General features: G+C 43.1%; 13 protein-coding genes. All 13 read left to right on the forward strand.

Annotated features, from left to right (window positions below):
- The first annotated feature begins 57 nt into the window (after positions 1–57).
- The 13 genes from FZC40_RS06075 to ispG all read left to right on the forward strand — a co-directional run bounded on the left by FZC40_RS06075 (position 58) and on the right by ispG (position 16,379).
- Positions 58–3,528: an FtsX-like permease family protein gene (locus FZC40_RS06075; protein WP_186843738.1), complete on the forward strand. Its 3,471-nt coding sequence runs from the start codon at positions 58–60 to the stop codon at positions 3,526–3,528.
- Between the two features lie 271 nt (positions 3,529–3,799).
- Entirely contained in the window at positions 3,800–5,230 is a 1,431-nt protein-coding gene (locus tag FZC40_RS06085) for a GBS Bsp-like repeat-containing protein (protein WP_148603023.1), read from the forward strand.
- Positions 5,231–5,471: 241 nt separating this feature from the next.
- A complete protein-coding gene (locus FZC40_RS06090; protein WP_148603024.1) occupies positions 5,472–7,910 on the forward strand; it encodes a GBS Bsp-like repeat-containing protein in 2,439 nt (812 codons plus the stop codon).
- Positions 7,911–8,170: 260 nt separating this feature from the next.
- A complete protein-coding gene (locus FZC40_RS06095; RefSeq protein ID WP_148603025.1) occupies positions 8,171–9,157 on the forward strand; it encodes an ABC transporter substrate-binding protein in 987 nt (328 codons plus the stop codon).
- On the forward strand, positions 9,132–9,929 hold the full coding sequence (locus tag FZC40_RS06100) for an ABC transporter permease (protein WP_148603026.1): 798 nt from the start codon (positions 9,132–9,134) through the stop codon (positions 9,927–9,929). The genes FZC40_RS06095 and FZC40_RS06100 overlap by 26 nt, the downstream gene beginning before the upstream one ends.
- Positions 9,914–10,552, forward strand: a complete 639-nt coding sequence (locus FZC40_RS06105; protein WP_148603027.1) for an ABC transporter ATP-binding protein — start codon at positions 9,914–9,916, stop codon at positions 10,550–10,552. Before FZC40_RS06100 ends, FZC40_RS06105 begins: the two co-directional genes overlap by 16 nt.
- 98 nt (positions 10,553–10,650) lie before the next feature.
- Positions 10,651–11,481 (forward strand): Cof-type HAD-IIB family hydrolase, encoded by an 831-nt coding sequence (locus FZC40_RS06110; RefSeq protein ID WP_148603028.1) that lies wholly within the window; start codon positions 10,651–10,653, stop codon positions 11,479–11,481.
- A 25-nt stretch (positions 11,482–11,506) separates the two neighbouring features.
- On the forward strand, positions 11,507–11,890 hold the full coding sequence (locus FZC40_RS06115) for a RidA family protein (protein WP_148603029.1): 384 nt from the start codon (positions 11,507–11,509) through the stop codon (positions 11,888–11,890).
- Positions 11,891–11,968: 78 nt separating this feature from the next.
- Positions 11,969–12,622, forward strand: a complete 654-nt coding sequence (locus FZC40_RS06120) for a helix-turn-helix transcriptional regulator (protein WP_148603030.1) — start codon at positions 11,969–11,971, stop codon at positions 12,620–12,622.
- 314 nt (positions 12,623–12,936) lie between these two features.
- Positions 12,937–13,647, forward strand: a complete 711-nt coding sequence (locus tag FZC40_RS06125; RefSeq protein ID WP_148603031.1) for an isoprenyl transferase — start codon at positions 12,937–12,939, stop codon at positions 13,645–13,647.
- A complete protein-coding gene (locus FZC40_RS06130) occupies positions 13,631–14,500 on the forward strand; it encodes a phosphatidate cytidylyltransferase (protein WP_148603032.1) in 870 nt (289 codons plus the stop codon). Before FZC40_RS06125 ends, FZC40_RS06130 begins: the two co-directional genes overlap by 17 nt.
- Before the next feature lie 8 nt (positions 14,501–14,508).
- Positions 14,509–15,303, forward strand: coding sequence for a M50 family metallopeptidase (locus tag FZC40_RS06135; protein WP_148603033.1), 795 nt, complete (start codon positions 14,509–14,511; stop codon positions 15,301–15,303).
- An 11-nt stretch (positions 15,304–15,314) separates the two neighbouring features.
- Complete coding sequence (gene ispG, locus FZC40_RS06140) at positions 15,315–16,379, forward strand: flavodoxin-dependent (E)-4-hydroxy-3-methylbut-2-enyl-diphosphate synthase (RefSeq protein WP_148603034.1); 1,065 nt, start codon at positions 15,315–15,317, stop codon at positions 16,377–16,379.
- Position 16,380: the final 1 nt, after the last annotated feature.

Below are 16,380 nucleotides of genomic sequence, written 5' to 3' on the forward strand. Positions count from 1 at the left end.
CCTACGATCTTAAAAAAACATGGATGAGTGAAATAAAATTAGAATCAGGAAATGAAAATGAAAGCATTGCAAAAAGACACCTTTAGAGAAATAAAAAAATCGCGGAATCGATTTTTATCGATTGTGGTCATTATCGCATTGGGGATTTGTTTCTTTGTTGGGATCAAGTCAACCGGACCGAGCATGAAATACACCGTTGACCAATACTATAAAAGTCAGCAGCTGATGGACATTCGCCTCGTCTCCACCTATGGTTTTCAAGATGCCGATGTGGAAGCTATTAAAAACACCCCGGGGGTGGATACGGTGATGCCCAGTTATTCAGCCGATGCCATCATTGAGCGAGGCGAGGAACGACCGGTCATAAAACTCCTGGCCTTACAGGATAACCAAGAGCTGAATCAGCCCCTCCTGATTGAAGGACGGATGCCGGAAAATGCTGGTGAAATTGTATTGGAAGAGCCCCGGGACGAAAAAAATGCGATGGTTTCCAATGAAGTTTATCAATTAGGGGATACCATCAAGCTGTCTGCGGAAGCTGGAAATGACCCGTTGTCAGACTCCCTGAAAAATGACAGCTTCACGATTGTGGGCTTTGTAAGGTCACCTCAGTATGTATCCATTGAACGGGGAAGCACAACCATCGGCAGCGGTAAGATTAGCTATTACGGTTTTGTGCCGGCAGCAGACTTCGCTTTTGAACGATACACCGAGGTCTATGTTTTATCGACGGCCTCAGCCAACGGGATATCCGCATTTTCAAGTGAGTATTCGGATGCCGTGAGTGGTCTGAAGGATGCCTTTGCAGCATTGGGGACTCAGCAGCTGGAAATAAATTATGCCGACATCATGGCTAAAGCCCAGGAAAAACTGGCCGAAGGCCGAAATAAATATAATGATGGCGTGACCCAATTTCAGGAAGGCATCGCTCAAGGGGAAACCAGTTTGGAAGATGCCAGAAATCAATTGCTTTCTGGAGAAGCATCATTAAATGCGGGCTGGAATGAGTATCATACTAAAATTGCCGACACTGAAGCCCAGCTGGCCGACGCTCAGAATCAGATTACCCAGGGAGCAGCCGACCTTGACCAGGGAGCGGTTACGTTGCAGCAACAACTGGCGGCCGGTGAAGCCAAACTGGAAGCCGGCCGACAGGGTATCGCGCAATTAAAGGATGCCATCGCCCAAATGGAAGCCCAGGACCCATCCGGACAATTGCCGGCCTTAGAAGCTCAGCTTGCCGCAGTTCAGACTCAGATAGCCCAGGGTGAAACCGGCCTGGCATCATTAGTAAGCGCCAGGTCCGGGGTGGAAGCCCGGATAGCCAGTCTGGATCCGGTCGCACCGGACTATTCAGCGCAGTTAGCCGCGCTGGAAGCCCAGTTGGCAGATATTGACAACCAAATCAGTGCTGTCAAGGAAGGGCTCACAACAGCCTATGCGGCGGAAGCACAAGTTCAAGCTGCCATCAATTCAATTGATGAATTCCAGGGGACCCTGGCCGGATTAAGAAATCAACTGACCCAGGCAGAAAACGAACTGGCATCCGGCGAAGCGGCGCTGTCACAGGGTGAAAATGACGGCTACAATAAACTGAACGCCGGGAAGGCTGCCCTGGAAGACAGCAAACAACAGCTGGCCGACGGCATCGTGGCTTTTGAAGCAGGTAAAGAAGATGGACTGAATACCCTGGCTTCGTCACGAACCCAATTGGATCAAGGCTGGGCATCATTAAATGAGGGGGAAGCCCAGCTGGAAGCACAAAAAGCAGCTGGCGAGACGGAACTTACCAACTCTGCACAAACGCTGGCAAAAGCGGAAGCCGATGTCGGAAATCTTGAGTTTGGGAAATGGTATGTTTTCAACCGTGACGACAATCCCGGCTATACCAGTTATGGAGAAGATGCCCAGCGAATCGACAATATGTCCGGTGTCTTTCCGCTATTCTTCTTACTCGTAGCGGCATTGGTTTCTTTTACAACCATGACACGAATGGTGGAAGAGCAGCGGACTCAAATCGGAACTTTGAAAGCCCTGGGATATAAACATAGTCAAATTGCCTCGAAATTTATCATTTATGCCCTGCTGGCCGCTGTCATAGGCTCAGCAATCGGTTTGGTAGCCGGAATTAATACCCTGCCGTATCTAATCGCCGGTGCCTATGGACTCCTTTATCAAGTTCCAAGTTTGGTGATATCGCCGCCCTGGATTCCCATTATTATCAGTTGTTTAGTGGCTATTTTATGCACGGTTTCAGCGGCGCTGATAGTTAGCTATATTGAACTGAAAGAACAGCCGTCCGAATTGATGCGGCCGAAAGCACCAAAAATCGGAAAACGCATTTTCCTGGAGAAAATTCCCATTATTTGGAAACGCATGGGCTTTATTGAAAAAGTCACGGCTAGAAATTTAATGCGCTACAAGGGCCGCTTTTTTATGACCGTTATCGGCATTGCGGGATGCACCGCCCTGATTCTTGCCGGCTTTGGGCTTCATGATGCCATTTTTTCCATGATTCCACGGCAGTTTAACAACATCTCGGTCTATGATGGCTATATTGCTTTAAAAAATGAAGAAACACTGGCAGATAAGGCAGCATTCAAAGAACTGCTCAACAATGACAGCCGTTTCAGTGAAAACATGCTGGCGTATCAATCTAAAATGAAAATTGAAAAAGTCGGCGGTGATAACATTGAAAAGGCCGCTTATCTATTTGTGCCTGAAACATCGGAAGCCATTAAAGACTTTATTCATCTTCAGAACCGACAATCAGGAGCAGCGATTGATCTAAATAAGGCCGGAGCCGTTATATCGGAAAAAATCGCCAGTGATCTGGGACTTTCAGTGGGCGATACCATCCGGATTTACAATGATGATCAAAGCCATGAGGTGGTCCTGGGGGCCATCACCGAAAACTATCTGGAAAACTATATCTATCTATCACCGGAAGTCTATCAAGAGGTGTATGGTGAGCCCTTAAAAGTCAACATTGCTTATGTTAATATCCCTAACACATCGACTGATCTTGAAAATGCCATTGCCAAAGATTGGCTGGAAAAAGACGGGGTGGTGAATGTCAATTTCACCGGCAGTATTGTCAAATCAACGAATGACAGCATGAGCAGCCTCAGCATTGTGGTGGTGGTGATGATTCTTTCAGCCGGGGCCTTAGCAACAGTGGTACTCTACAACCTCACCAACATTAACATTTCGGAACGGGTCAGGGAAATTGCCACCATCCGTGTGTTGGGATTTTACGATAGCGAGGTATACACCTACATCTTCCGGGAAAATATCGTGCTTTCATGCATTGGAATTTTTGTTGGATTGTTTCTGGGGGTGCTGCTTAACACCTTTATCATCAATACCGTGGAAACCGACATTGCCATGTTTGGGCGAGGCATCAACTGGACGAGTTATCTGTATTCCATCCTATTTACCCTGGCGTTTACATTTATTGTTAATATTGTCATGACACCGATGATTAAACGCATCAGTATGGTGGAATCCCTGAAATCAATCGAATAAATTGGATAAAAACGATGATGGCTGTTTGACAGCCAGAGGTGGGAAATTAAATTTTCTCGCCTTTTTTTTGTTTGTCTGCCAGGTGTTTGATAAAAAAAGAAAATTTATTGCCGAAAAAGCCGTTAGCAATCGAGAAATATTTAAAAATTCCTTGAATTTAGTCACTTCAGTAGGTATAATAAAAAGAAATAATAAATTTACAAATAATATACAAAAATAATACGATTAATTTAAAATAGATGTCTGTAAAAAATAAAAGCAGGAGGTTGAAATGATAGACTGGTTTTCTAAAAGGTTGGGTTGTTGTATTGTACTGCTCCTAGCGCTGGCAATTTTTCCGGTTGGGGTATTAGCCAATGATAATATTGTGACCCGAGAAATGCTGCCCGGGGATGTAGCTTCAGGAAATGTCAATATAAACGCTTTAGACGAAGAAAACGTGACGACTTCAAATAGTATCGAAGCGTCATCTTCATTTACGCCACGGTTTACCGCACCGACTAGAGATAATGTCGATTATTATGAAAATAATCTTTATTATCAGAATGGTTACGGAATGCCGAACTGCACCGCCTATGCTTGGGGACGAGCCTATGAGCTATTGGGAAGGGTTCCGAATTTAAGCAAATATAATGCGAATCAATGGTGGGATTATAATTTGGATAATAGCATCTATGCCTATGGAAGCACGCCCAAGCTGGGGGCAATCGCCTGCTGGGGTGGCAGTGAGTGTGGACATGTTGCCGTTGTCGAGGCAATTTCAGGAAATAAAGTCACCATTTCAGAATCAAGCTGGAGTGGCTGTTTATTTGATAATGACACCTATACAGTCGGTTCAGAAAACGCCACATCGGTAGGAAATTTCCAGGGATATATCTATCTTGACGACTTCTATACGGATACAACTCCGCCGACCATAGCCAATGCGCAGATTACCGATGTTGATGCTGAAGGCTTTACAGTAACCTGTAATGTTTCGGACAATGAGTCGGGCATTGATTATGTGATGTTTCCGACCTGGACAGATGCGAATGGACAGGATGATATAACTTGGAATAAAGGAACAATTGATGGTGATACCGCTAAATGCCGAATATTATATAGCGATCATCATTATGAAAGTGGTGCCTATACGGTTCATATTTATGCCTATGATAAGGCCGGACTTAGCTCGGCAGTTCCAATTGGAGCAATTGTAAAATCGATAGATAATAGTGCGCTAAAAAGTGTAAGTGCTTCTTATCAGACCCAAATTCAGGATATCGGCTGGCAGGAATTGAAGAAAAACGGCCAGATAAGCGGCACCTCAGGGCAGTCAAAACGTCTTGAAGGCATAAAAATCAATGTCGATAATCAAGGATACAATGTCGGGGTAGCATACAGTACGCATATCGAGAATATTGGCTGGCAGGATTATGTGTCTAATGGAGATTTAAGCGGCACAGTAGGACAATGCCTGCGGCTAGAAGCGATCAAAATGAAGTTAACCGGCGCTGATGCCTCAAAATTTGATATTTATTATCGAGTTCATGCGGAAAACTTCGGCTGGTTGGATTGGGCCAAGAACGGTGAAGAATCAGGAACGGCCGGTTATGGTTACCGGTTGGAAGCCATTGAGATTCAAATAGTGCCTCACGGTGATTCTGTTCCAGCCGATACGACACCAGTTGATGTGACCCAAACATTTGTACAGAATGTTTAAGGCTTAGGCGTCATAACTTGTAACAGTCTTATTTCAAAAATAAATAAAAAAGGCAGTTTTCTTAAAAAGAAAGCTGCTTTTTTATTGCCTAAAATACTGAGAATATTACGAAATTAAACATTGCCAAAACAGCTTTCAGGGTGTAAAATTTATATTAACAAATTGTAAACAACTTTAGTACAAAAAACTTACGATCGTTGCTTGTCAAGAAATCGTAAAATATTAACAGCAGGAGGGGTATATGAAAAAATATTTTTTAAAAAGGACGTGTCTCTGTTTTGTTTTGATGCTATCTTTTGGATTTTTTTCGGTTACAGTATTTGCTGAAGAAGCTTCTGTTATAGAAGACAATCCAGTGACAAGCGATGTTAGCGAAGCATCGGGAAATGTGATTACCCGTGAAATGCTGCCAGGGGATACGGCTACGGATAAAGACAATGCAACAGTTTCGGCAGCGACAACGATTAAAGCGGCATCTTTGTTTCTGCCAAGGTTAACGGCACCGGGCACGGATAATTCATATTTCTATGCAAATAATATTTTTTATCAATCAGGTTACGGAATGCCGAACTGCACCGCCTATGCCTGGGGAAGAGCCTATGAGCTGTTAGGGAGCAAACCCAATTTGAGCACCGGAAACGCCAACCAGTGGTGGGATTACAATTTGAGTAAAGGCATTTATTCTTCCGGGAATACTCCCAAACTGGGCGCCATTGTCTGCTGGAATGGCAGTACCTGTGGTCATGTTGCCGTTGTTGAGGCAATTTCAGGAAACCAGGTTACCATTTCAGAATCAGCATGGAGCGGTTTTCTATTTCGAAATTATTCATACACCATCGGATCTGAAGATTCATCATCCGTAGGAGGATTTCAGGGCTATATTTATCTCGGCGATTTTGACGATACCCCGCCGATTGTTAATCCGCCGACGGATACGACCCCGCCGACGGTATCCAATACCCAGATTACGGATGTCAATGCCGAAGGATTTACGGTAACCTGCAATGTTTCCGATGATTCAGGTATCGATCGGGTCATGTTTCCAGCCTGGACGGAAGCAGGCGGTCAGGATGACCTGGTTTGGCAGAATGGAACCGTTAACGGCAATACTGCCAGCTGCCGGATTCTGTACAGCGACCATGGTAATCAAAGAGGAGCTTACATTGTTCATGTTTATGCCTATGATAAAAACGGGCTTTGCACAACAGTTCCGACCGGAACAACCATTGATTCAACGCCTCCGACTATAACAGATGTGGAGGTTCTGAATGTGTCCTCTTTAGGCTATACGGTGAAATGCAAGGTAAGCGATGATTCAGGTATTGATCGGGTCCAGTTTCCAACCTGGACCAATGCCAACGGTCAGGATGATGTCGGTTTGACATGGTATACGAGCATGACAACAAGCAGCGCAATTGAAGGGGATATCGTTAGTTATACAGTAAGGGATTGGGATCATAATTGTGAAAGAGGAGAATATTCGACCCATATCTATGTCTATGATAAGTTTGGAAATGTTACCTGTTATCCAGTAAGTGTTGATGTCGAAAATGATGGCAGTATTATTAAAAAAGAAGTGCTTAATGGCCATAAATACTTGCTTTTCAATGACGCTCTGACCTGGCCAGAAGCTGAGAAAGAAGCTGAGGCATTAGGTGGAAATCTAGTAACGATCACATCACTGGAAGAGCAAGCATTAGTCAAAAGTATGGTCAGTAATGCAGGACGAGACAATTATTTTATTGGCGGGACCGATCAGGGACAGGAAGGCAATTATCGATGGGTTACCGGCGAGCCTTTCGGCATCACAAAATGGCTGCCAGGGCAGCCTGACAATAATAATGGCAACGAAAACTATCTTGAAATTTCAAAAACTGGTTATTGGAATGACGTGAGCAACACCAGAATTGGTGGATATATTGTCGAAAAAGATTTGGGAGCCATAAATATCGATTCTTTTAGTGCGGATAAAGATTCTGGACAGTATGCAAATACAAGCATCAATTTAACAGCACAAGCTAGTGGAGAAAATCCTCCCTATCAATATAAATTTTACGATCAATTAGGAAATACGACGACGGTTTTACAGGATTATTCGGATTCAAATACTGTAAATTTCAAACCGTCTGAAGCGGGAATTTATACATTGTCAGTTGACGTAAAAGATGCTGAAGGTCAAATCGTAACGAAAAGCATTGCTAATTATAACATTCAAAAAATGATCAGCTGTTCTTATCAAACCCATATCGAGGATTTTGGTTGGCAGAATGTTGTGTCTGATGGAAATTTGAGTGGCACAGTGGGACAAGCACTCCGGTTGGAAGCGATCAAAATTAATTTGGATAATCAGGGTTATAATGTCGGAATAGACTATAGCACCCATATCGAGAATATTGGCTGGCAGGATTATGTATCTAACGGAAATTTAAGTGGCACAGTGGGACAAGCGCTGCGGCTGGAAGCGATTAAAATTAAATTATCTGGCGCTGATGCCGAAAAATTTGATGTTTATTATCGAGTCCATGCCGAGAATGTTGGCTGGATGGGCTGGGCAAAGAATGGTGAGCCCGCTGGAACCGCTGGTTTTTGCTACCGCTTGGAAGCCATTGAAATTCAAATAGTCCCCAAGGGAGAAGATGCCCCGGGAACGACAGCAACACCCTTTATTGCCAATGTCTAAAAACCAGGAAGGCGGAAATCAAAATTTTCCACCTTCTTTTTCTTTTAATTTAATTCTTTTCATGTTAGAATGAATTCAATTAAATGTGATACCGTTTACCTGACAGAAAAGAAATTCTGATTTGGAAGGGATGAGTTCAAAACTAAAAACCTGTGAGAACAGGTGATTTTGCTTACAACCTTCCTATTCTAAAACAGGAAGGTTTTTTACTGGAGACTAACAGTATCAAATAAGAATTTAAGGAAAAGGATGAAAAGAAAATGAAAAATAAGAAATGGATGGTATTACTTGGTTGTTTGCTGGTGCTTTGCTTCGGCTTAACCGCCTGTCAGTCAAAACCGGCAGAACCGCAAACTGTCAAGGTTGCTGCACTTGCCGGACCGACTGGTATGGGCATGGCGGAAATGATTGCCAATGGAGCAGATCTTGGAACAAATGTAACCACTGAATTTACCGTATCCAGCGCACCGGATCAAGTAACGGCGGGCGTCATTAGCGGAGACTTCCAAATTGCTGCCCTGCCAACAAATTCAGCGGCGGTGCTATACAATAAAACCGAAGGCAAAGTTATTCTGGGTGCAGTCAACACCTTAGGCGTGCTTTACGTGGTAGCGGACCAATCGGAAGGAATCGCGTCGATAGCAGATCTTAAAGGAAAAACAATTGTCGCCAGCGGACAGGGTTCAACGCCTGAATATGTACTGAATTATCTTTTAGCAAAGAACGGCCTGACACCAGGGGTGGATGTAACCATTAACTGGGTAGCTGAACATAGTGAAGCAGTCACGCAATTGGCTTCCGGCGCAGCAACGATTGCCATGATACCGGAACCTTTCGTTACCACGATTGAATCAAAAAAAGCGAATATTGTAACAGCAGTCGATGTGACAAAAGCCTGGGCCGATGCCAACAATGGCTCACAATTAGAAATGGGTTGTGTGGTTGTCAATAAAGAATGGGCTGAGGCCAATCCTAAACTGGTCGAAAAATTTATGGCAGCTTACGAAAAATCGGTAAAAGATGTCAATGATAATCCCGCCGATGGTGCTAAGAACATTGTCACAGCTGGCGTTATGGCTGATGCGACGCTGGCGGAAAAAGCAATTCCAAACTGTAATATTGTATATATTTCGGCCGCTGATGCAAAAGCATCGCTGAGTTCATATTATACTATCCTAGCCGGATTTGATCCAAAATCCATTGGAGGGAAAGTTCCTGGCGATGATTTCTACGAAATTGCAAAATAAGCAAATACAATCACTAATAAAAATAGGAAAAAAAATAGGAGTTGCCCTTTTTTGGGTGCTCCTATGGGCAGTAGCAGCCTGGTGGGTTGATAGCTCACTGGTGCTGCCTTCACCCCTTGATACCCTGAAAGGAATCATCACCTTGTCAGGGGATTTTAAGTTTTTTGTCAGTATCGGGGTGACTTTGTTGCGTGTCTTCGGAGGCGTTACTATTTCAGTGGCACTGGGATTGGTACTTGGCCTGATCGGTGGACTCAATAAACCGTTCTATGAGATTATGAACCCTTTTGTAAGCATCATTAAGTCATTACCGGTGGTATCCGTCATCATTCTTATTAATTTATGGATCGCTTCAGGAGTGGTGCCGCTAGTGGTCACTTTTCTTATTTGCTTTCCGGTCACCTGGACCAATGTGGTGCAGGGGGTCCACGCAACAGATGACAATCTCCTGCAAATGGCAAAAGTTTACAATGTCTCACAGCAGCGAATCATCAGGGATATCTACATTCCCGCAGTCAAACCCTATGCCGTTTCAGCCTTAATGAATGCCATCGGATTGGGCTGGAAGGTCACGGTTACCGCCGAGGTTTTAGCCAATGCACTTCCTTCAGTGGGAATGAATCTTTACTATTCAAAAATATATTTAGAAACGGATCTGCTGTTTTCCTGGACCTTCGTCATTGTGATGTGCAGTTATATCATTGAAAAAGTGACGCTGTATATTATTGAACGTAATAAAAGAAAGGGCGCCGATCAATGTCAATTGTCATAAAGAATTTAAAAAAATCCTACGGCGATCAAATCATTTTCGATGATTTCAATCTTGTTCTCCAGGAAAAAAAAATAACCGGAATTTTAGGACCGTCAGGAGCCGGAAAAACAACTTTACTAAATCTCTGCTGCGGTTTAGAAAAGCCGGATAGCGGTACCATTGAAGGTATTAATCCAACGTCCATCTCCTATATTTTTCAGGAACCCCGTCTTTTGCCATGGCGAACCATCCGGGAAAACCTGCGGTTTGTTTTCAAAGGACAATCCATAAAAAAGAGCGGCTTCCATGATAAAGAAATTGACGAAATGCTGAGAATGGTAGGACTGGACACCGTCGGAGACTACTATCCCCAGGAGCTCAGCGGGGGAATGCGACAGCGGGTTGCTATTGCCCGGGCCTTTCTTTATCCATCGGAACTGTTGTTAATGGATGAGCCATTCAGCAGTTTGGATTTGACGTTAAAAAACAAGCTGATGGGAGATTTCCTGAAAATTTGGGAACAGGACAAACGAACCGTTATTTTTGTAAGTCACAATCAAGAGGAAATCAAACAGTTGTCCCATGAAGTTCTGACATTCTCAGATAAACCGGTGAGAGTTCTTAAAAAAGAAACAATTTATTAATTTTGTAAAGGCTTACCTTGTGAAAAGCCTTTTTTTTATGTTAGAATTAAAAATGGAAGACTAAATAAAAAATATAAGAAACAAGATGGGAACAAACAATGGATATAAAGTTAATTGCCCTCGATATGGATGGAACCACTTTACAAAAGGATTATATGTCAATTTCACAAAGAACTGAAAACGTCTTAAAAGATGCCATCGCCAAAGGAATTCACGTGGTTCCTTCAACCGGAAGAATTCTGGGACAGCTGCCTGAATCGGTTATTTGTATCCCCGGTATTAATTATGCCGTGACATCAAATGGCGCCGCCGTCATGAATTTAAATACCGGCGAAGCGATCAGTAACAATTTTATCGGAGCAGGAAGCGTAAAAAAGATCATTCGGACCCTGACTCGTCGAGGTCTATTTTGCGAAATATATTATAAAGGATACTCCTACAGCAATAATCGTTATCTGAAAAATGTTGAAAGAATTGAAGACTTTTCAGCGGATCAGGTTAAATTTATTCAGTATAAATCGAAACAGGTGGAGGATATGCTGGACTTTACGTTTGAGCATGCTGCCGAAATCGAAAAAATTAATATTCCTTTACTGAGTGATCAAATTCACCGGAATCTATGGCAAAAATTTTCGCAAATTCATGGAGTGATGTTAACCCAGGCGGTGGCAGGCAACATTGAAGTGAATCATCGTTCAGCGAATAAGGGTGATGGGTTAAAACAGCTTTGCAAAATATTAAAGCTTGATCCCAAAAATGTAATGGCCATTGGAGACAGTGACAACGACTTGCAAATGATCAAATTTGCCGGTCTTGGTGTAGCTATGGGTAATGCACCTGATGAGGTTAAGGCCGCGGCAAATCAGGTCACCCTGCCTTTTGATCAGGATGGGGTTGCCCACGCAATCGAAAAGTATGCGTTATCTTAAAATAAATTTAAAGGAGAAAATTAAAATGAACAAAAAAGCAGTTAATTCAGACCAGGCACCCGCAGCAGTGGGCCCATATTCCCACGCTTATTTAGCGGGAGAAACCATATATGTATCCGGGCAACTGGGCTTAAACCCGGAAACCGGTATATTGGAAGAAGGCATCGAAGCACAGGCGAAAAGAGGCTTGAATAATCTTGCCGGTATCCTGGAGAGTGCGAGCCTTAGCCGAAAGAATATTGTGAAAACAGTTATTTTCTTAACAGACATGGATGATTTTGCATCAATTAACGCCATTTATGCAGATTTTTTCAAGGATCAAAACGACTATCCGGCCCGTTCCTGTGTTCAGGTGGCAGCACTCCCCAAAGGCGCGCTTTTTGAAATTGAAGCGATCGCAGTTAAGTAATAATTGTTTGATGTAAACTGGCAGCGAAGCTAACGGCAATTTTGCAAGGACTAAATTAGTAAAAAGAGAGGGCAAAAAGTGAATAAAAAACTGGAGACCTACGTTTCCCTGGTTGATTTTATTGCCGAGTTCATGGGAGCGAATACCGAAGTAGTTCTTCACGATCTGACTGACTGGCAGCATTCCGTGGTAGCCATCCGCAATGGACATATCAGTGGACGGGAAGTTGGGGCGCCCATTACCGAAGTGTCGTTAAAAATACTGCGAAGCGAAGTACATAAAAAAGTACCCTTTATGAATAACGACCCCATGAAATTCAATAAAAGTAAAACCATTAAGTCTGCTACCTGGTTTATTAAAGACGAAAATGAAAGCTTGATTGGCATGATTTGTCTAAATTCGGATTGCCGTGATTTGATGGCCGCCCGAAATATCTTAGATAAAATGATTAATCCTCCGATATTGGATAAAGACAAAGCTGAAAAAGGTCCTGAAAAAATTAATATTGATGTAAAAGTTTTGGTCGATAATAATCTGGATCATGTTTCAAAAGATCTGTCAAAAAAAATGAAGCTATTATCAAAAGCAGAAAAGATTGACGTCGTTGGAAAATTAAATGAAATGGGAACTTTTACGGTTAAAGGGACCATCTGGTATTTAGCCAATATCATGGGAATATCCGTTCCCACCCTGTATCGATATATCGCAGCGGCAAAAAGAACTGAAATTTAGACTGCCGATTAATCATCATACCGATCAATTGTTAATCTGCTGTATACGCACAGTTCGGACAGGCTATCGTCTGTTCGCCCTGAGGCATAGGGTCTGACCCCTAGGTCACAACATGATATAACAATTGTCGGTATGATGCTTTGCAGACAATCAGCTAAATTTCAAGTCTTAAATGAATCTTGTTTCCCGGGATTGGTTTGTCATGTAATTTACAAATCGCTGAAAATAGCATATAATAACTAAAGGTAAAAATTAGTAAGTAAAGAATAAGATAAATTGATAAACTGCAAATATGAGAGAAATAGAGGTGCAATATGACAAGTCAGCTGGATAAAGATAATCTGCCTGAGCATATAGCCATAATCATGGATGGTAACGGCCGTTGGGCGAAAGCAAAAAACCGTCCCCGTTTATTTGGGCACAACGCCGGGATGAAAACATTAAAGAAAATTGTCCGGGCATCTTCAGATGCCGAAATAAAAATACTCACCGTATATGCTTTTTCGACAGAAAATTGGAAACGCAGTAAAGAAGAAGTTGACGGTTTAATGAACATTGCAGTCGAATATTTCAGAAAAGAAATTGGCGAATTAAACCAGAATAATGTCAAAATTAATGTCATCGGCAATTTAACCGGGTTGGGCCAAAAAGTAAGAGAAGCATCCGAAAATGCAATGAAAACGACCGCCGCAAATACCGGTCTGCTTTTTAATGTGGCTCTGAATTATGGTGGACGGGATGATATCACTCATGCGGTTAAAGAAATAATCAGAGCAGGCATTTCCCCAGAAGAAGTGACTGAACAAGACATCAGTGATCGCCTTTATACCAAAGGTCAGCCGGATCCGGACGTACTCATTCGAACCGGAGGAGAAGGTCGGTTTAGCAATTTTATGCTCTGGCAGTTTGCGTATACAGAGTTCTTTTTCACCGATATCTATTGGCCTGATTTTGATGAAAAAAGCTATTACGAGATAATTGAGAGTTACCAAAAAAGGGATCGGCGCTATGGATCGGTCAAATAGAAGACAAGCAATTAGAAGACAGGCAATCAGAAAACAGGAAAATAACTCGATGAAGGCGCGTATCTGGACAGCCGTCATTGGTGTTCCGCTCCTTGTATTTTTCTTGTATTCAGGTGGCATTTTATTGGTTATTGCGGTTTCTTTCCTGACCCTTGCCGGGATCCTGGAATATTCAGGAGCAGTGAACCGATTGATTCGGCCGAAGATAAATATCGTTTTCATTGTTGTATTAGCGGCGGTATTAATTATCACTATTAAGCTGGATTATTATTCGGTGATATCGGTTTTGTTAATCGAATTTATTGCCGTAGCCTGTTATGAAATCTTATCCGGGAGTGTTGGTATTCAGCGGGTAAGTGCGACATTGATGGGACTCGTCTACGTTCCGGTGATGTTTGGTCATTTGTTTATGTTTGAAACCATCAACAAGGGGATTTTCTATTTATGGATGGTATTTGTGATTGCCTTTTCAACCGATACGGCCGCTTATTTTGTTGGTAAAGCCATTGGCAACAGAAAAATAGCGCCCAAAATTAGCCCTAAAAAAACGATCGCCGGCTGTGTCGGGGGAATTGTTGCTGCGGCCCTCTGCATGGTTCTATATGGATCGATTCTGGGCAGTTATTTCAAATTTGTTTTACCATGGTATTTGTACTTTGCGGTGGGATTATTGGGAAGCATTGCCGGACAATGCGGAGACTTTACCGCCTCGATGATTAAAAGAAAAGCTAAAATAAAAGACTTCAGTCATATTTTACCTGGCCATGGGGGGATACTGGACCGTTTTGACAGTACCCTGTTTATCTTACCCCTGATTTATATTTTTGCTAAATTTACAATTGGAATTGCATAGGTGAAATTTTGAATTTAATATCAATACTGATTACAATAGTCATGATCTGTATTTTAGTGATCGCACATGAATTTGGACATTTTTTTGTAGCTAAAAAAACCGGCGTTTTCGTAGAAGAATTTGCCATCGGCATGGGACCAAAATTATTTGGACATCAGGGCAAAGAAACGTTGTTTTCCATTCGGGCACTGCCCTTTGGAGGATTCTGCAAAATGCGGGGCGAAGAACCAGAGTTTGACGAAGAAGGAAATATCATTCCTAAGGATCCGAGCATCCTGCCTGATCCCCGAAGCTTTGAGGAAAAAAACAAGGGACAGAAGTTGTTGATATTAGTGGCGGGTTCGGCGATGAATATTATTTTTGCGATCGTCTGTCTATTTATCGTCGCGCTGTTTACCGGTCATACTAATGTCTTTGACGCCGTTGGTACCGCTTTTTACAATACCTGGCGGTTTGCCGGTTTAATTTTTCAATCATTTGCCATGATGTTCGCCGGTCAGGTTGCCCTTAACGATATCGCCGGTCCGATTGGGATGGTTTCCATGGTGGGAACTTATTTAAACAGCGGCTTTATTATGCTGCTGGCATTTACCGCAATGCTCAGCGTCAATCTGGGAATCATCAATCTTTTCCCGATTCCGGCGCTGGACGGCGGCCGGATTTTTATTATTTTAATCGAGTTGGTGTCCCGTCGGAAATTCAACCCGAAAACAGAAAACATGATCAATTTTATCGGATTCATGGCATTAATCGCATTGATGCTGCTCATTGCCGTGAATGATATCATGCGGTTGGCAGCTTAGGAGAAAACAGTTTGGAAAAACGAAGAAAAACAAAAGTTGTACAGATTGGTTCAGTGGCCATCGGCGGAGATAATCCGATTGCGATTCAGTCCATGACCAATACCGACACCCGAAATATCGAAAGTACCGTTAGTCAGATTATCGGCCTGGAGATTGCCGGATGCGATATTGTCCGGGTGGCCGTTCCGGATCAGGAAGCAGCCAATGCCATTGCCGGGATAAAAAAAGGGATTCATATTCCGCTGGTTGCGGATATTCATTTTGATTATCAGCTGGCGCTGACCGCCATGGAAAATGGCGTCGATAAGCTGCGGATCAATCCCGGAAACATCGGTTCGACAAAAGGCATTAGAGAAATTGTGGCCATGGCAACCGAAAGAAAGATCCCTATTCGCATCGGTGTCAATGCCGGTTCCCTGGAAAAAGAAATACTGGCTAAAAATAACGGCGTCGCCACCCCGGCAGGAATGGTGGCGTCAGCCCAAAAACACATTCAGCTGTTGGAAGAAGCAGGCTTTGACAATATTGTGGTGTCGATGAAGGCCTCCGATGTACGTTTTACCATTGCCTCATACGAAAGCTTTGCCAAAGAATATGATTATCCCCTTCATTTAGGTATTACCGAAGCCGGCATTCTCAGAAGCTCAGCGGTAAAATCCGCCATGGGCATCGGCTACCTGCTCCTTAACGGCTTGGGCGACACCCTCCGGGTATCCATTACCGGAGATCCGTTGGAAGAAATTGAAGTGGCCCGGGATATTCTCAGCGCCATTGGCCGGTATGAAGGTAAAAGAAAAAAGGTCGAGGTAATTTCCTGTCCCACCTGCGGGCGGACGGAAATTGATCTGATCGGCATTGCCACCGAGATCAATGAGCGCTTGCGCGGCGTTGATAAAAACATCAAAGTCGCGGTGATGGGATGCATCGTCAACGGTCCGGGAGAAGGCCGGGCGGCGGATATTGGTATAGCCGGCGGAAAAAATAAAGCCGTGTTATTTAAAAAAGGCGAGATAATAAGAAGTTTAAAAGAAGATGAAATCATCTCGGTGCTGATGGAAGAAATAAATAAAATGTGAG

This window comes from Acetobacterium tundrae, from assembly GCF_008086615.1.
Lineage (GTDB): Bacteria > Bacillota > Clostridia > Eubacteriales > Eubacteriaceae > Acetobacterium > Acetobacterium tundrae.